This is a genomic window from Thermaerobacter sp. FW80 (assembly GCF_004634385.1).
GTDB lineage: Bacteria > Bacillota > Sulfobacillia > Thermaerobacterales > Thermaerobacteraceae > Thermaerobacter > Thermaerobacter composti.
Genome location: NZ_CP037895.1, coordinates 399,215 through 415,987, shown reverse-complemented (window position 1 = coordinate 415,987; position 16,773 = coordinate 399,215). Strand labels below are relative to the sequence as shown.

13 protein-coding genes are annotated in these 16,773 nt (G+C 76.2%); 8 read left to right on the top strand and 5 right to left on the bottom strand.

Annotated features, from left to right (window positions below):
* Positions 1-59: 59 nt before the first annotated feature.
* Complete coding sequence (locus E1B22_RS14035) at positions 60-353, bottom strand: transposase (RefSeq protein WP_371413479.1); 294 nt, start codon at positions 351-353, stop codon at positions 60-62.
* A 125-nt stretch (positions 354-478) separates the two neighbouring features.
* On the opposite strand from E1B22_RS14035, the gene E1B22_RS01690 reads away from it, so the two are divergent.
* The 3 genes from E1B22_RS01690 to E1B22_RS01680 all read left to right on the top strand — a co-directional run bounded on the left by E1B22_RS01690 (position 479) and on the right by E1B22_RS01680 (position 4,260).
* Positions 479-2,077, top strand: a complete 1,599-nt coding sequence (locus E1B22_RS01690; protein WP_167758820.1) for a hypothetical protein — start codon at positions 479-481, stop codon at positions 2,075-2,077.
* 106 nt (positions 2,078-2,183) lie between these two features.
* On the top strand, positions 2,184-3,254 hold the full coding sequence (gene ychF, locus E1B22_RS01685) for a redox-regulated ATPase YchF (RefSeq protein WP_135224305.1): 1,071 nt from the start codon (positions 2,184-2,186) through the stop codon (positions 3,252-3,254).
* A gap of 43 nt (positions 3,255-3,297) precedes the next feature.
* Positions 3,298-4,260 carry a hypothetical protein gene (locus E1B22_RS01680; RefSeq protein WP_135224304.1) on the top strand — a complete coding sequence of 321 codons (963 nt, stop codon included), beginning with the start codon at positions 3,298-3,300 and terminating at the stop codon, positions 4,258-4,260.
* A gap of 7 nt (positions 4,261-4,267) precedes the next feature.
* Here E1B22_RS01680 and E1B22_RS01675 read toward each other — a convergent pair whose 3' ends face one another.
* From E1B22_RS01675 to E1B22_RS01660, 4 genes are all read right to left on the bottom strand, one after another.
* Positions 4,268-5,758: an MFS transporter gene (locus E1B22_RS01675; RefSeq protein WP_135224303.1), complete on the bottom strand. Its 1,491-nt coding sequence runs from the start codon at positions 5,756-5,758 to the stop codon at positions 4,268-4,270.
* A gap of 160 nt (positions 5,759-5,918) precedes the next feature.
* Positions 5,919-7,265 (bottom strand): NAD(P)/FAD-dependent oxidoreductase, encoded by a 1,347-nt coding sequence (locus E1B22_RS01670; protein WP_135224302.1) that lies wholly within the window; start codon positions 7,263-7,265, stop codon positions 5,919-5,921.
* Positions 7,266-7,302: 37 nt separating this feature from the next.
* Entirely contained in the window at positions 7,303-9,276 is a 1,974-nt protein-coding gene (ptsP, locus tag E1B22_RS01665) for a phosphoenolpyruvate--protein phosphotransferase (RefSeq protein WP_243123601.1), read from the bottom strand.
* Positions 9,260-9,529: an HPr family phosphocarrier protein gene (locus tag E1B22_RS01660; RefSeq protein WP_135224301.1), complete on the bottom strand. Its 270-nt coding sequence runs from the start codon at positions 9,527-9,529 to the stop codon at positions 9,260-9,262. The genes ptsP and E1B22_RS01660 overlap by 17 nt, the downstream gene beginning before the upstream one ends.
* Positions 9,530-9,593: 64 nt before the next feature.
* Here E1B22_RS01660 and E1B22_RS01655 point away from each other — a divergent pair, with 64 nt between their 5' ends.
* The 5 genes from E1B22_RS01655 to E1B22_RS01635 all read left to right on the top strand — a co-directional run bounded on the left by E1B22_RS01655 (position 9,594) and on the right by E1B22_RS01635 (position 16,772).
* Positions 9,594-10,865: an NAD(P)/FAD-dependent oxidoreductase gene (locus E1B22_RS01655; RefSeq protein WP_135224300.1), complete on the top strand. Its 1,272-nt coding sequence runs from the start codon at positions 9,594-9,596 to the stop codon at positions 10,863-10,865.
* 386 nt (positions 10,866-11,251) lie between these two features.
* Positions 11,252-11,452, top strand: a complete 201-nt coding sequence (locus E1B22_RS01650) for a cold-shock protein (RefSeq protein WP_135224299.1) — start codon at positions 11,252-11,254, stop codon at positions 11,450-11,452.
* 341 nt (positions 11,453-11,793) lie between these two features.
* On the top strand, positions 11,794-13,518 hold the full coding sequence (locus E1B22_RS01645) for an SMP-30/gluconolactonase/LRE family protein (protein ID WP_135224298.1): 1,725 nt from the start codon (positions 11,794-11,796) through the stop codon (positions 13,516-13,518).
* Between the two features lie 547 nt (positions 13,519-14,065).
* Positions 14,066-14,779: a copper resistance CopC family protein gene (locus tag E1B22_RS01640; RefSeq protein ID WP_135224297.1), complete on the top strand. Its 714-nt coding sequence runs from the start codon at positions 14,066-14,068 to the stop codon at positions 14,777-14,779.
* Positions 14,780-14,840: 61 nt separating this feature from the next.
* Entirely contained in the window at positions 14,841-16,772 is a 1,932-nt protein-coding gene (locus E1B22_RS01635; protein ID WP_135224296.1) for a CopD family protein, read from the top strand.
* The last annotated feature ends 1 nt before the right edge of the window (position 16,773 follow it).

The following is a 16,773-nucleotide window of genomic DNA, read 5'->3' as shown; positions in this document are numbered from 1 at the left end:
GAAGGGGCAGGACCCGGCCGGAGTGCCGGGTCCTGCCCCGCCTTTCCGCGTCAGGGCACCTAGTCACCGGCTTTCTCGAGGCGTCTTTTGTCGAGATCGCTGAAAAAGGGGAGGGAAGCTGGGGCCCATGGGGCCGAAGGGAGTTGCCAGCGATTGGATGGGATACTGTTCCGTGCCTCCCCCAACCGCTGCCGAAACCGCACCCGCGTCGTGTCGTCGGGAATCGCGTCCTCCCAGCCCATACGGCAGAAGGAGCGATAGAGGACGTTGTAGCGCAGCGGCTGGCCGACCTGGCCGCCCGGCGGGGGCTTGATTCCACCATGCCGACAGAGACCTCCTGAAAAGTTTGACAAAACGATTACAAAAAGGTTAAGCTGCCGCCATGAAGGACTGCGGGCCGGCGATCGCGACGGTGCCCGGGGCCCCGGTCCCGCGGCCCCGCTCGTCGAGGCTCTGGGGAATCGGGCTGGCGGCCCTGATGGCCGTGCTTTTCTGCCACCAGGCGGCGGTGGGGGTTCAACCCGGCGACGCGCGGGCCGGGGCGGCGGGTCGACCTGTGCCGGGGGTGGCGTCGCCGGTGACGGGGGGCGCCGACCAGCGAGGGGCGGTCGCGGGCGGGACCACCCAGGCCCCGGCACCTGCCAAGGACGGCCGCCATCCGAACCCCACCCTGGCTCACGCCGACCCCGTCGGCCCAGGGACCGGCTCCCTCGCCTTGGAACCGGGCGAACGCGAGCTCCCGCCCCGGTCGGGTGATGCCGTGGCCCGCGCGGTGCAACGGATGCTCTTCCGACTCGAGCGCCTGGAACCCGCCGTCGCACCTCTGGAACCGTCCCTCCTGGAGCTGGAGCTCGCCACTCCCGAGATGCCCTTCGTGAAGGTGGTCGTGTCCGCCCAGCCCACCTCGCCGCACGGGGCGGACCCTGGGCCCGGTGTTCCCCGGGCGGTGCTGTTGGTGGCCTTCGGTCCCCGCTTCCCGGAGACGGCGGGGCACCTCATCGCCACGTGGACCGGTGGGCCCGGCGGCGTGCACCTCCAGGTGGTCGAGCCGTCGCCGCCCCGAGCTGCGGTCGGGGGGGCCGGGGCGGGATCCGAGCCATCCCCGGCCCCCCAGGCGTCGTGGGCGACCGGGCTGGTCGAGCAGGCCTGGCTTTGGCCGGGGGGCGACGGCGCGCCCCCGCGGCTCCTGGTGGTGACGGACCACGATCCGGCGGGCGCCGGGCCCGCGCTCGCCATCACGCTGCTGGAACGACGGCACGACCAGTGGCGGCCGGTGTGGAGCCTGGGGCCGAAGGTGGCGGCGGCGGCCTCGTTGCCTGCCGCCCGCGGGGAGGCCGTGCCGGGGCGCACGGGGGCGGAGGGTACGGTGCTGGCTGCCGGCGCGGCGTCCAGCCCCACCGACGGCGGGGAGCCCGGGGCGGCCGCCGCCAAGGCGGACCAGGACGCCCTGGATCGGCAGCAGTGGGCGGCAAGGCCGGCGGTGCCGACGGGAGGGGAGGGCATCGTGCGGCGGGTCGAGGTCGCCCCCGACGGCACGTGGATCCGCGTGGTGGCCGAGGGGCGGCCGGTTCCTCCGGGGCGGATGGCCGCCGGCGAAGCCCCCGGCGGTCCGCCCGGCGGCCTGGCCGCGCCCCCTGCCGCGGCAGCGACCCTCGGCGCTGCGGAGCCTCCGGTCCTGGTCACCGCGGAGGGTCCCGTGCCGGCTCGCTGGTACCAGCGGTGGACCTGGTCGCCGCGAACCGGGACCTACGTGCTGAGCGCCGCGGGGCCGGCGGCGCAGCCCTTGAGCGTGCTGCGGGCCTTCATTACGCTGGTGAGCCGGGGGGACCTGGAGCAGGCCGCGGGCCTGGTGGAGCGGCAGGACCCGACCCTGGTGGCGGCCGGGCGTGCGCTATTGGCCCAAGAGCCCCTGGGCCAGGGCTGGCGGGTCGAACCGGCCGCCGGTGGCGGCGGTGGGGGACCGCTGGTGGTCACCCGCGGCGACGGGAGGCGCGTCGCCGTCGCCTTTGCCGAAGAGCCGGGCCCCGACGGCCACCCGGCGGTCCGCATTTCGGCCATCACGGCCCTGGGGCGCTGAGCGAGACCGGCCGCGCAGCGGCGCGCGCCGTCACGTCACGATGCGGGGCGGGCGTTCCCCCTCGCTCCCCTGGGCCCGCAGGATGCCGCGTCGAGGAGGCCATCCCGTGGACATCGGCTTGATCGGCCTTCCCCAGGTGGGGAAGTCCTTGTTGTTCCGGCTGCTGGCCGGTGAAGGGCGGGGCGGCCCCGGCCAGACCACCGTCGGCATGGCGCCCATCCCCGATCCCCGCCTCGATCGCCTGGCTGCGCTCTACAAGCCCCGCAAGGTGACGCCGGCCGCCCTGCGCGTCACCGACGTCCCCGGTGCCGTCCCCGGCGACGATCGGGCGCGCTGGAACCGCTTCCTCGAGGCGGTGCGCGGCGCCGACGTGCTGGTCCACGTCATTCGCGCCTTCGCGGACGAGACCCTTCCCCACGTGTTGGGCGACGTGGATCCGCTGCGCGACGCGCGCCTGATCCGCGACGAGCTGATCCTGACGGACCTGGCCGTGGTGGAGAGCGCCCGGAACCGCCTGGAGGCCCTGCCGCCCCGCAAGCGCCGCCCGGATGACGAGGCCCTGCTGGAGCGCCTGCCGCTCCTGCAGGCGGCCTTGGAGCAGGAGCGGCCGCTGCGGGAGCTGGAGTGGAGCGACGAGGACCTGCGCCGCGTCAGGGGCTTCGGCCTGCTCACCCTGAAGCCCATGGTGCTGGCCGTCAACGTGGACGAGGCACAGCTCCAGGCGGGCACGTTCCCCGGGGAGAGCGCCCTACGGGAGGCAGCCGCCGGGTGGGGTGAGCCGGTGATCACCTTCTGCGGGCCGGTGGAGGCGGAGATCGCGGAACTCGAGCCCGCGGAGCGGGAGCCGTTCATGGCGGAGTACGGCATCGCCGAGCCGGGGGTGGCGCGGCTCGCCCGGGCGGCCTACGAGGCCAGCGGGCTGATCAGCTTCTTCACCGCCGGGGAGGAGGAGGTCCGCGCCTGGCCGATCCGTCGCGGCACCACGGCCAAGGAGGCGGCGGGGAAGATCCACTCCGACATGGAGCGCGGCTTCATCCGCGCCGAGGTGGTGGCCTACGACGACCTGATCCGGCTGGGGTCCATGGCCGCGGTCCGCGAGGCGGGGCTGCTGCGCCTCGAGGGCCGGGACTACGTGGTGCAGGATGGCGACGTGATCCTGTTCCGCTTCAACGTCTGACCATGGACCCGTCGGGGCTGCGGTCGATCAGGGGGGAGCGGGCGTGCGCGGGATCGTGACCTACGACCGACGGGACCTGCGGACGCTGCGCGAGATGGGGTTGTTGGACCGGCGCCCTCGCCTCCACGTGTTCTACGAGATCAAGAGCGTCCTCGGTCGGACCGATCCGCCGGTTCCCGGCGTGCACAACATGATCAGCTGCTTCGGCGACAACCGCGCCGTCCAGCGCGACCCGGGCCTGGCGGCCGTGGGACCCGGGGGGATGCGGGCGGTCCGCGGGACGCCCTACTTCGACTGGGACTGGGTCTGCCCCAGCGACGAGGGCTATCGCCGGAGCCTGCTGGACCTGGTGGCGCGAGCCGCGGCCCAGGCCGTGGCCGGGATCCGCCTGGACACGGTGGGCTTCCCCCGGGAGGGCTTCTGCCGCTGCCCCCGCTGCCAGGCGGCCCAGCGGGCCTCGGGCCTGGACGAGGAGACGTGGCGGGCGGCCACCATGACCGCGTTCATCCGCGAAGCGGTGGCCCGGGCGCGGACGCCGCGCGCCGCGGCGGACGCCGGTGGGGGTGCGGCCCCGCGCGCTGACGGCGGGAATCCGACCCCCTCGGGATCCGTCCCCCCGCCGGAGCCCGCGCCGGCGCCCCGGCCCGTGTCCGTCACCCTGTACCCCGATCCCTTTGGCGACCATCTGTTTCGCCGCTTCGGCCTCGACGTGGCCCAGCTGGGCCGCCTGGTGGACTTCTTCGTGGTGCCCATCTACGACCTGCATTACAGCACCACCTATTGGGTCGAGGCGCTGGCGTGGGGATTCCGCGACCTGCTGGGGGACGTCCCCTTCGTGGCGGAGCTCTACGCGCTGAACGTCGATCGCAAGGGGCTGCTCAAGGCGGCCCGGGTGGCCGATGCCTACGCCGACGGGATCCTGCTGGCCTACGAACGGGCGCCGGAGGCCGTGGGCATCTTGGACGAACTCGGCCCGCCGCCGTCCCACAGCCGCCTGGCCGGGTAGGGCGGACTCACCGGTCGCGGGCCGGGGCTGGCGCCCCGGGCGCCCGCGCGCCGCACGGTGGCGACGGTTCCCTGGCCGGGTGGGACGGGTCGCCCGCTTGGGCGGGGGCGACCCGTTGGCGAGATGGTGGACGCTGGTGCGAAGGCTGCCGGGGCGAGGGGAGGGGCCGCTCGGCGGTGACCACCGGGTTTCCGGCCGCGGGGCGGGTGACGACGCTCGCCGCCGGTTCCGCCCGCTCCTCGGCCGCGGCCGCCGCATCCCCGGGCCCTCCCGCCTCGCCTGCTTCCAGACGTCGCAAGGCCCGGCTGCCCGCGAACAGGGCCAGCAGCAAGAGCCCCTCGACGACCCCATAGGGCAGCTGGGGGTGGAGGTCGAACAGGGTGCCGGCCACAAGCGGTCCGGCCATCCGACCCATGCTCTCGAAGGACGCCTGTATGCCGAGGGCGGTGCCCTGGCCCAGGCGGGTCCGACGGGAGACCAGCGTGGTCAGCGGCGGCCGGATCATCGCCAGCGCCACGCCCCAGACGGCCACGGCGGCGGTGGCCTGGCCGACGTCGCCGGCCAGGAGCAGCAGGAGGAAGGCCACCGCCCCGGCCAGGAAGCCTGCGCTGGCCGTCCGCGTCTCCCCCCACCGGCCCATGGCCGAGCCCACGACGGTGAACTGGACGGCGGCGGAGGCGATCCCCATGACCGAGAACGCCATCTGATTGGCGGACTCCGGCGCGCCCATCCGCTCCATCAAGTAGTAGCCCAGCATGGAGAAGACGCTGGAGCCCGCCACGGCCGCGACCAGCACCAGCCAATAGCAGGGCGCCTCCGGGCTCGCCACCGCCAGCTGGAGGGCCTGCGGCAACGGCGGGCGGCGTCCGCCGCCAGCGGCGCGGGGTGGCGGCGCGGGCAGGACGAAGGCGGCCAGGACGGCCGTCAGGAGGATCGCGAGGCCCCCGGTCAGGGCGAGGCCCGGGAAGCCGTAGCCCAGGGCGATGATGGGCACGCCGAGGAGGGGCCCCAGGACGAAGCCGAGGTTGCTGGCGCCGCCCATCATCGCCAGCGCCGGGCCCCGCCGCTCCGGTGGCGTCAGGTCGGCGACCAGCGCCTGGGCGGCGGGGAAGGTCGAGGCCGAGAGCATCCCGCCGAGGAACCGGACGGCGATCAGCGCGGCCACGGAGTGGACGAAGGCCATCGCCGTGAAGGAGAGGCCGAAGCCGGTCATGCCGGCGATCAGCACGGGTTTGCGGCCGATGCGGTCGGACAGCGACCCCCACATCGGCGCGAAGAGGAACTGGGCCAGGGCGTAGAGGGAGACCATCAGGCCCATCTCCACGCTGCTGGCGCCCATCTGGCGGGCGAAGTAGGGCAGCACCGGGAGGACGATGCCGAATCCCGCCACCGTCAGGAACATGGTCAGCAGGAGAACGAAAAACCCGTGGCGGGAGAGATCGCCGCCAGCGGGTGCCGCTTCCTGCGGGGTCACGATGGGTGCGCTCCGCTCCGGCATGGCCGACCTCCGCGGGGATGCCCACGAGCTCGCGAGGCGCGGTGGGCCTGGAAGACCGCACCTCGGCGAATACTTCGGTACCCAAAGTATTTTAGCGCGGAAGGAGCGGCCCACCAAGCGGCGGGGGCGGCCCCGCTGCCCAGCGGCGCCGTCGGCCGCGTCAGCGGCCGCCCCCAGCATCCGCGCCGAACCAGCCCTCGAGGCGTTCCCGCTCGAACGCCAGCTTGCGGGCCAGGAACTCCCGGGAAGGGGACGCCACCTCGACCCGCGGCGCGGGTTCGGCCAGGAACTCGCCGCGCACCACCGTCGCCAGCCCGCCGCCCAGCTCGAGGAAGCAGTAGCCCTCGCCGCGATAGCGCTCCGGCGGCGGGCCGCCGGTGATCTCGGCCGCGATGGCCGCGGCCGCCACCGCGGCCTCGCCCTCGGCGAAGATGCCCGCCTTGGGCAAGGGCTGGCCGTTGGCCATGGCGATCTGGGTGCAGTCGCCGATGGCGTACACCCGCGGATGGCGCGTGCGCAGGGTGGCCGGATCCACCGCGATCCACCCGTCGGCCGGCGCCAGGCCGGCATCGACGGCGACCTGCGGCACCCGGTGGGGCGGCACGCCGAGCAGGAGATCGTAGGGCTCCCGGTTCCCCTCGGCGTCCACCAGCGCCCCCGGTTCGACCCGGACGAACCGGCGGTTGGGGTGGAAGGCGATCTGGCGCAAGGCCAGGCTGGATTCGATGGCCTGACAGCCGGCGGGGCCCGCCACGGGCAGGGAGCTCGGCTGCGGGGTGAAGACGGCGATCTCGAAGGCGGCCCGGTCCCCAGCCTGGCGCGCGGGGATGCCGGTCCCCGCCGCGGCGGGCCGCCCATCCTGGAGCTCTTGGCCCGCGGCGTCGGCAGCGGTGGCCCCGTCCTGCCCCGGACCGGGGGGTCGGCGCCATCCCTGGCGCAGGTAGTCGTCAACCAACAGGGCCGCCTCGTAGGGAGCCGGCGGGCACTTGTAGGGCAGACCGAGGATGGCCACCACGATGCGCCCGCCCGTCAAGGCCGCCAGTCGCCGGCCGGCGGCCAGGGCGCCGTCGGGATCGTACAGGTTGAAGGCGTTCGGTGCCTCCAGGAAGCCGGGGACCCGGTCCGGCCGTGGCTGGGCCCCCAGGGCGACGATCAGGTAGTCCCACTCCAGCCGGCGCCGGTCCCCGGCGGCCGCGGGGGACGCCGCGGCGCCCCCCGCGGCGCCGCCCGCCGGTTCCACCTCCACCCACCGCCCTTCGGGGTCGATGGCGGTGACGTGCGCCTGCAGGTACCGGATGCCGCGCGCGGCCAGGGCGTGCTTGGACCGGGTGGCCTCGCCGGGCCGCGTCTTGCCCACGAGGAGCCACGTCTTGCGGAACCCCAGGCGGAAGGTGGGGTTGGGGTCGACGAGCACCACCTCGTGACCTGGATCCAGCCGGGCGCGCAGCTCCAGGGCGGCCTTGATGCCGCCCCACCCGCCGCCGGCGATGACCACGCGCTGCGCCACCGCGTCACCCCCTCGACCATGCCCGCGGGCATCGTGTTCACCCCTCCACCGTCAAGCCGCGCTCCTCGAGAAAGCCGCGCAGCCGCCTTCGCACCTCCTCGCCGGTGGCCAGGGCCACCAGCTCCTCGGCCAGCTGGCGCGCCTCGTCGTAGCGGATCCCCCGGACCACCTGCTTGACCTCCCATAGCGCCCGCGGGTGCATGCTCAGCTCGGTGATCCCCGCGCCGACCAGGAAGGGCGTCGCCAGGGGCTCGCCCCCCAGCTCGCCGCACACCCCGGCCCAGATGCCCGCCTCCTCGGCCGCCCGGCCCACCTCCAGGATCAGGCGCAACACCGCCGGGTGGAGGGCGTCGTAGAGGGCGGCGACCTCCTGGCTGGTGCGGTCCACGGCCAGGGTGTACTGGGTCAGGTCGTTGGTCCCCACCGAGAAGAAGTCGACCTCGCGGGCCAGGGCGCGGGCTGCGAGGGCGGCCGCCGGCGTCTCCACCATGATCCCGACTTCCACCCGGCCGCGGGGGATCCCCTCCCGGTCCAGGGAGGCGGCGGCCTCCTCCACCGCCTGGCGCAGGCGCCGCACCTCCTCCCGGGTGGTGACCATGGGGAACATCACGCTGATGGGGCCCTCCGCCGCGGCCCGCAGCACCGCGCGGAGCTGGGTGCGCAAGAGGTCCGGGCGCGCCAGGCCGAGGCGCGCACCCCGCAGGCCCAGGGCGGGGTTCATCTCCTCGGGCCAATCGATGAAGGGCAGCCGCTTGTCGGCGCCCACGTCCAGCGTGCGCAGCACCAGCCGCCGCCCCCGCAAGGCCCGGACGGCGGCGGCATACGCCTGCCGCTGCTCCTCCTCCCCGGGCGGGCGCGACCGGTCCAGGAACAGGAACTCCGTGCGGAAGAGGCCCACGCCCTCGGGGCCGTAGGCCTCGGCGGCGCCGATCTCCTCCGGTCGGCCGATGTTGATGGCCAGTTCGATCCGGCGACCGTCCCGCGTCACGGCGGGCAGGTCCCGCAAGGCCGCCAGGCGGCGGGCCCGCTCGGCCTGGGCGGCGGTGGCCTGTTCCACCGCGCGCCGCCGCTCCGGGCTCGGGTTGAGGATGACGCGGCCGGCCGAGCCGTCGACCACCACCGGCTGCCCGGGGGTGACGGCGGCCACGGCGCCGGCGGCACCTGCCACCGCCGGGACCCCGGCCCCGCGCGCCAGGATGGCCACGTGGGAGGTGGCGCCGCCGGCCTCCGTCACCAGACCGAGCACCCGCTCCCGCGGCCAGCGGGCGGTGTCCGAGGGGGCCAGGTCGTGGGCGACGATGACGCTGGGCTCCTCGGGGGCCAGGTCCAGCGGCACGTCCAGCAAGGCGGCCAGCAGCTGGCGGCCCACGTCGCGGACGTCGGCGGCGCGGCCGCGCAGGTACTCGTCGTCCAGCTGCTCGAGGGCCTGGGCGAAGGACTCGGTGACCGCGGCGACCGCCGCCGCGGCGGTGCGCCCCTCGGCGGTGATCGCCTGGCGCACCCGCTGATCCAGTTCGGGATCGTCCACCAGCAACTGATGGGCGGCGAAGATCGCCGCCTCCTCCTCGCCGGCCTGCTCCCGGGCGCGAGCGGCCAGGTGGTCCAGCCGCGTCCGCACCTGCTGGCGGGCGGCCTCCCAGCGGGCCACCTCCGCCTCGGGCTCGACGGGACCGGCGGGCGGTGGTACCGTCAGGTCGGGCGGTTTGTAGACCCAGGCCGGGCCCAGGGCGAGCCCCGGTGCGGCGGCGATCCCCTCGATGATGCGCTCGTCCGCCGGTTCCGGCGCCCGCGCAGCGGCCTCCTGCGCGGCGTCGGCCGCGCCGGCGCCATTCCCCGCGGCCGCCGGCGTCCGGTCCGTGGCGGCTCCGTCCTGGGCGTCCGCGGCCTGCGCCCAGCCGCCGGCCTCGGCCGGCACCGTGCCGCGGGCTCCGGCCTCCCCCTTTGGCGGCTGGCTGGGTGCGCTGGGCGTTGGGGCCGGTTCGTCCCGCACGGCATCACGACCCTTCGCCAAAGTTGGTCTCCACGAGCTCCTTGAGCGCCGCCACGGCCTCGGCGGCGTCGTCGCCCTCGGCGCGGATGGTCAGCACGGTGCCCTGGCGCGCCCCCAGGCCGAGGATGGCCATCATGCTCTTGGCGTTGGCCGTCTTGCCGTTGGCCTGGACCTCGATCTGGCTGCGGAAGCGGCTGGCGGCCTGGACGAAGAGCGCCGCCGGACGGGCGTGCAGGCCCGTGGGATGCTGGATGGTGACGGTGACCTCCGCCATGGAGAACCCCTTTCCGGGGGCGGCGCCGCGGGCGGGACACCCTAGAGGGCGAGGAGGGAGTGCCGTGGACGAACGGGCCACGGGCCCAGCCGGGGCATCCCGGGACGGCGCACCCCATGTGGTGATCGTGGGGGCGGGTTACGCGGGGTTCGCCACAGCCCGCCGGCTGCGGGCGGCGCCCGCCCGGGTAACCCTGGTCAACCCCTATCCGTATCACTACTTTACAACACTCCTCCACGAGCCCGTGGCGCGACCGCGCCAACGGGAGCGGATCGCCCTGCCCCTGGCGCCCTACCTGCCGCCGAACGTGCGGCTTTGGCTGGGTCGAGCCGTGGCCATCGATCCGCGCCGGCGGGCGGTGGAGGTGGAGGAACGGGCGACGGGCAGTCGGCGCTGGCTCGAGGCCGACCGGCTGGTGGTGGCGGTGGGCAGCGAGCCGTTGTTCTTCGGCATCGCCGGGCTCGAGGAGCGGGCGCTGACCGTCCGCGACCTGACCTCCGGGCCCCTGATCCGCAGCACGGTGGAGCATCGCCTGGCGCGCTACGCGGCGGGGGCGATGGGCGCCGAGGGGCGCCGCATCGTCGTCGGCGGCGGCGGTTACACCGGGGTCGAGCTGGCTGCGGAGCTGGCCGAGGCGCGGGACGACCTGGCGCGGGCGACGGGGGTGGCGGCCCACGCCATCGAGATCTACCTCGTCGAGGCGGCGCCCACCCTGCTGCCGGGATTCGACCCGGCGTTGACGCGCTACGTCACTCGGTTCCTCGAACGCGCGGGGGTGCGGGTGATCACCGGCACCCCCATCGCCGAGGTGACGCCGCGCCACGTGGTGCTGGCCGACGGGCGCCGGTTGGAGGCCGGCACGGTGATCTGGACCGGGGGCGTGCGGGCCCACCGGCTGGTGGAGCAGGCCGGCTTCGAGGTGGACCGGCGCGGTCGGGCGTGGGTCGACGGCCACCTCCAGGCGCGCGGGTTCGAAGGGGTGTACCTGGCGGGCGATGCGGCCGCCTTTCCGGGCGACGACGGTCGCCCGTTGCCGCCCACCGCCCAGGTGGCCCTGCAACAGGGCGAGTACCTGGGGCGCGCCCTGGCGCGCCGGCTGCGGGGGCTGCCGGTGGAGCCCTTCCGGCCGCGCGTCCTGGGCACGGTGATCAGCCTCGGCCGGCGGGACGGGGTTGGCTTGCTGGGGAGGGGGTACCGGGTGACGGGGCGGGCGGCCCGGGTGCTCAAATCGGCCACGCTGTGGCGATACCTGTATCGGATCGGCGGGGCGCGGCTGCTGATGCGGGTCCTGGGGGGCGCGCCGCTCCAGCCGCTACCCGGCCGGCCGGAGCCGTGAGCGATGGAGCGGGCGCCGGCGTTGACCGCTTGGGCCCGCGGGCTTGCAGCCGCGACCGGCCGGACGGGACGTCGCGGGATCGGGGTCGGCGCGGGCCGTTCCGTTGGCGGCCAAGCGGCGTGGCGGGTGGGCGGCGGCCGAGGGCCCGGCGACGGGGGGCGGGGCGCGAAAATCGGCGGCGAGGGGTCTTTTGCGGGACCGCGGGACGTGGTACACTACCTCCAGTTAGCCGTTCGGTAGGCCGGTCTCGACGATCGGGCTTCACCGTCGCGACCAGGACCCGGCCATCGGGGGCAGCGGGGAGCCGGCACCCGCCGCCGACGGGGCGGGATCCCGGGAGCGTCCCGGCTAGCGAGTCTCATCATCTGTACGGAGGTATCCGCGGTTTGACCGGGACAGTCAAGTGGTTCAATGCGGAGAAGGGCTACGGCTTCATCACCCGCGACGATGGCCAGGGTGACGTCTTCGTCCACTTCTCCGCGATCGTCGGCACCGGTTACCGGACCCTGGAAGAGGGCCAGAAGGTCACCTTCGACGTCGTCGAGGGCGAGAAGGGGCCGAAGGCCCAGAACGTCATCGTTCTGTAAGTCCAGGCACCGGAAGCCCGCGGGCGCCGCACGTTGGTGCGGCGCCTTTGCTTTTCTCGCCTTCTCGCGGCGCGCCGCACGGCGGCGCGCGACCCTCCCGGCGGTGCGCTACCCTGGAGATAGGTTTCGGAGGGACGGAGGGCGCGGCCGGTGCCAACGGACCGCCGGCCCGCCTGGGGGTGCGGGCCGGGGGCTCGTTTCGGGATCGGGCCTCGGGTCGTCGCGGCCGGGGCCCCGTTGCGGCTCCCGGCCGTCGGGCCGGCGGGGGCGGCGGGAAGGCCGTCCGGGGCCGGAGGCGGGGCGGCGGCCGGCCATGGAGGAGGCGGAGGCGGGGATCGGCCATGACAGCCGGAACGGCGGCGACGGGGATGCGGTGCAGGGACGTCGGGTCGCGCCCGTGGCGCAAGGTGCCCGAGGGGTTTCGCCCGTGGCGCAGGGCGCCCGACGGGTTGCGCCCGTGGCGCAGGGCGCCATCGAGCCGCGGCCCCACGGGCCTGCGGACCCTCGGTTCCCTGGGCGCCCTGCGGCCCCTGGGGCCTGTGGTCGTGGCCGCCGTCCTGCTCGCGGTCCTGTCGCGACCCGCGGTGGCGCGGGACGGGGACGGGTCCTGGTTCCGACGCTACCCGCTGCCGGCGGGGAGCCAGCCCTGGAGCCTGGCGGTGACGCCCGACGGGACCGTATGGGTGACGTTGACCGGGACCCGGCGGCTCGGCGCCCTGGACCCGGTCACGGGCCGGTGGCGGTTCGTCGACCTCCCGCCGGCGGTGAGGCAACCCGCCCGGCTGGCCGCCGGGCCGGACGGCGCCCTGTGGCTGACCGACAACGACTTCGGCCAGGATCCCCCGGCGGTGCTCTACCGCTACGAGCCGGCCGCGGCGCGGGCCGGCCCCGGGGGAGGGCGGGCGTCGGGGAGGTGGCGGGCCTATCCGCTTCCCTTCGCCGGCGCCTCGGCGGCCCTGCCGACGCGGGAGGGGGTCTGGGTCATCCAGTTCCAGGGCAACCGCCTGGCCCGGCTGGACCCGGCCACGGGCCGCGTGGAGACGCACAGGATGCCGCTGCCCGAGCACCCGTGGCCCTCCACCTGGGACCTGGACCGGGACGCCGACGGGCGGCTGTGGACCGTCAGCCCGCGCACCGGCACCGTGTACCGGTTCGACCCGCGGGACGCGACCTGGGCGTCCTTCGCGTTGCCGCCCGACGTGGCGGGACCGGCGGGGGTGGCGGTGACGCCGGACGGCACCGGCGTGTGGGTGACCGAGCACGGCGGCCGCACCATCGGCCGGCTCGACGTGGCGACGCGGGCCTGGGTGCCGCTCCTGACGCCGCCGGCGCCGCCCGGCGAGGAGATCCAGGCCACCCGTCCCAACGACCTGGAGTGGGACGCCGAGGGCCGCCTGTGGGTGGCGCTGCACACCGGCAACGCCCTGGCGCGGATCGATCCCACCAGCGCGACGTTGGAGCTCTTCCCCTTCCCGGCGACGGAGCCGAAGACGTGGGTCCAGTGGTTGGCCCGGGCCCCGGACGGCGCCCTCTGGTTCGCCGCCTACGGCCGCGACTACGTGGGCCGGGCGGATCCCGCCGCCCTGCCCCTGGTGCAGCTCGCGGCCACGGCGGAGGCGGTGCGGGTGGCGCCGGGGGCGACGGTGGGGGTGCGCCTCGCCCTGGTGGACCCGCAGCGCATCGGGGGCGGCCGCGTGGATTGGGAGGTGGCCGACCTGCCCCGCGGCTGGCAGGCCCGGTGGGAGGAACGCGGCCCCGGGGCGGCGCGGGTGCGCCTGGTCGTGGAGCGCGGGGCGGAGGCGGGGGTCTACCCCGTGGTGGTGGCGGCGCGCCTGGGGGACGGACGGGTCGTCACCCGCACCGTGCGCCTCGAGGTGGCGCCGGAGGCCGCCCTGCCGTGGGCCACCCTGGCCGGCTTCGGTGCCCTGGTGGGGGCCTTGACCGTGGGCTGGATCGGCGTGCTGGCCGGGATCCGGGGCGAGCGGGCGCGCCGGTGGGCGAGCCGCTCGTCGCCGGCAGGCGCTGCCGGCGGCGACCCGCCCGGCGACGAGGCGGACCCCGCATGACGCGGTGCCAGGCCGGGCGGCGAGGGGCGGGGCTCCCGGAGGGAGGACAGGGCGAGGGGCTCTCGCGGCGGGGACGGGCGGGGCGGTCCTCGACGGCGTGGACCGGGCGGGGCGGGTGGCTGCCGGGACGAGGACGGGCTGCGCGGCTTGCGAGGGCGATCCGGCGGGGTCGCTCCCCGGGGGCGGGCGGGACCCACCGCTGCGGAGGAGGGCGGCTGCGCGGGTCACGTCTCCGGACCGGGGTGGCGGGGCGACGATCCCCTGCGCATCGCACTCCCCGGCCCGGGGTCGGGGTGGTGGCGGACGGGTCGATGCCCGGCCCGAGGCGGCCGGCCCCGGCCCCGGGTCGGCCCCCGATGCGAGGGCGCCGGCCGTTGTGCTATGCCGGTGGAGAGCGGCACCCCGGTCCACCCATGGATTCCCCCGGCGACGGGAAGGCTCCGGGAACGGGGCGACCCGGGACGGGCAGGGGACCGCGGGAGGGGCCGGGATCCGATCCGGACGGCGACGGGCCCGTCGGCCCGCGACCGCGAGGGGAGGGCTTGTCATGATCACCGGAATCATCGGAGCCCCGGGTCTTTGCCCGACGGGAGCGAGGGTGGCGTCGGGCGACGGCGGCACCGGCGGCGGGTCGCGGCGCCCGCCGCGCTGTCGGCGCAGACCATGGGCAGGCGCGGTCCTGCGGGCCGCCGCCGGCCTGGCGGTCCTGCTGGTGGTGGCGGGGTTCGCCGCGGGGTTCGGAACCGGGCGGGCCGAGGCCCACGCCGCCCTGGTGGGCAGCGAGCCGGAGCGGGGAGCCCGCCTCGAGGAGCCGCCGCGGGAGGTGGCGCTGACCTTCTCGGAGCCGGTGGAGGCCGAATTCAGCGAGCTCACGTTGAGCCGCGAGGGCGGCGGTGCGGTGGAGCTGGGGCCGGTGCGGGCGGAGGGGGAGACCCTGCGCGCCGAGGTCCGCGGTCCCATGCCCGCGGGCGACTACGTCCTGCGTTACCGCGTGCTCTCCCAGGACGGCCACCCCGTGGAGGGGGAGGTGCCCTTCTCCGTGACGGCGGCGGCGCCGTCACCGGGCGCGGGGACCACCGATCAGCAGCCCGCTCCGCCGGCGGCCGAGCCGGACGAACCCGGCGGTGCCGCCCCCCCGGCCTCGCCGCAGCCGGCGCCGCCAGGCGGTGGCACACCGCGGTGGCTGTGGGCGGCGGCGGTGGCCGTCGTCGCCGCGTTGGCGGCCGGCCTCATGACCCTGCGCCGTCGCACCCGGCGGTGAGGGGACGACCGCGGCGACCGCCGGCGACGGGGCGGGAGCGCCATCGGGGGAGGGGTGCGGCGTGCCCGAGCTGGCGGCCGGAATCCTCCGCTGGATCGGCCTGCTGGGCCTGATGGGTCTCGCCGGGCCCGCCATCCTGGACGGCTGGATCCTCCGCGGCCGCCCCGGGCTCGACCCGGGGCCGGGTCACGCCCGGCGCAGCCGCCGCCTGGCCGTCACGGGCGGGCTCCTGCTGGCCGCCAGCGCCCTGGCGGCGGCCGTGGTCGCCGCGTGGGAGCTCACCCAGGCCCGTCCCGCGTCGCTGGGCCGGTTCCTCGTGGGCACCCACGCCGGGCGCGCGGCCCTGATCCAGGCGGCGGTGGGCCTGGCTGGCGCGGTCCTGGCCTGGCGATGCTGGCCCGGCGGGCTGCCGGCGGGCCGGACGTGGGTCCTGGTGGCCCTCGCCGCCGTCGCCGCGGTGGTGTGGAACAGCCACGCCGGCATCCGCGGCGGTTCGGCGCTGGTGGTCGACGGCCTGCACGTGGCGGCGGTCGCCCTCTGGATCGGCGGCCTCCTGCGCCTGGCGCTCCTGGACTGGCGTGCGCTGGAGCACCGTGGGGAGCTGGGATCGCCGCGGGTCCTGGCCGCCTTGATCCGTCGCTTCTCCGATCTGGGGGCGCTGGCCGTCCTGGCGACAGCCGTCAGCGGCATCCTGGCCGCCCGGCGCAACCTCTACGGCGCCGACGCCCTGATCCGCAGCCCCTACGGCCAGGCGTTGCTGGCCAAGCTGGCCCTGGTGGCCGTGCTGCTGGCCATCGCCGCGGTCAACCTCTTCGCCCTGCGGCCGTGGCTGGAGCGCGCCGCCGGGGCGGTCACGCGCCGGACCGGAGGCGCCAGGCGTCGCCGCGGGGCGCTGGGCGGGGCGGGTGCCTGGAGCGCCGACGGGCCGGGCCGCGACGCGGCCGATGCCGTCGGCGCGGGGCACGGGGCGGGGGGCGCCGGCGACCCGCCGCCGGCGGCGGGTCGCCGGCCGGCCGTCGTGGTGCGGCGCCTGGTTCGCGCCGAGGCCGTCGCCGCGGTGGCGGTCCTCCTGGCCTCCGGCATCCTGGCGGTGCTGCCGCCGGCCGATCGCCCCGCCGCGGCCACGGAACCGGTCACCTGGCGGGCCGAGGTGGGCGGCGAACCGGTGGAACTGGCGCTGCAGCCCGGCCAGCGCGGGGCCGTGACCCTCTCCGCCCGGTCGCTGGGCCGGGTGCCGCTGGCCCGCGGGCTGGTGCGCCTGGACATGCCCGAGCACCCCATGGGCCTGTATCAGATCGCCCTGAGCCCGCCGGCGGATCGCGGCGCGGGGAGCACCGGGACCCTGGAGGCCCGCGCGGTGCTGCCCATGCCGGGGCTCTGGCGCCTCACGTGGACCCTGGCGCTGGAGAACGGGGCCCAGGCCACGGTGACCACGGACTTCGAGGCGGCGGGTGCGCCGGGCAACCAGCGTCAGGGGCGGCTCAGCCTGCGCGCGGCCTTCCAGTCGACGGGCGGGGCGATCCAGGCGACGGTGGCCCTGCTGGGCCTGGTCGAGGCGGCGGCCCTGGTGGCCATCGGGTGGCGGCGGCTGTGGCCGATCCCCTTCGGGGCGGGCCTGATCGCCCTGGCCCTGGCCGCCTGGCTCCTGGGACAGGTGGCCTGGATCGACGCCTACCCCACCACGTACGTGCCCAACCCGCTGCCCGACAGCCCGGCGGTCGTCGCGCAGGGCCGCCGCGTCTACGAGACCCACTGCGCCGCCTGCCACGGGCCCGAGGGACGGGGCGACGGCCCGGCCGCGGCGGGCATGCTGCCCCCACCCGCCGACCTGACCGGCGTCCACGTACGGCAGCACACCGACGGCGACCTCTACTGGTGGATCACCCACGGCATCGAGGGCACCGCCATGCCGGCCTTCGAGGACGTCCTCACGGAGGAGGAGCGCTGGGCGGTGATCCGGTTCATCCGCCGCCTCGATCCCCGGGACCGTTGAC

Bases quoted from the DNA above. Each gene is read 5' to 3' on its own strand.
- E1B22_RS01690 (WP_167758820.1), top strand. From the start codon at position 479: ATGGCCGTGCTTTTCTGCCACCAGGCGGCGGTGGGGGTTCAACCCGGC.
- E1B22_RS01675 (WP_135224303.1), bottom strand. From the start codon at position 5,758: ATGCCGGAGCGGAGCGCACCCATCGTGACCCCGCAGGAAGCGGCACCC.
- E1B22_RS01660 (WP_135224301.1), bottom strand. From the start codon at position 9,529: ATGGCGGAGGTCACCGTCACCATCCAGCATCCCACGGGCCTGCACGCC.
- E1B22_RS01645 (WP_135224298.1), top strand. From the start codon at position 11,794: ATGACAGCCGGAACGGCGGCGACGGGGATGCGGTGCAGGGACGTCGGG.
- E1B22_RS01640 (WP_135224297.1), top strand. From the start codon at position 14,066: ATGATCACCGGAATCATCGGAGCCCCGGGTCTTTGCCCGACGGGAGCG.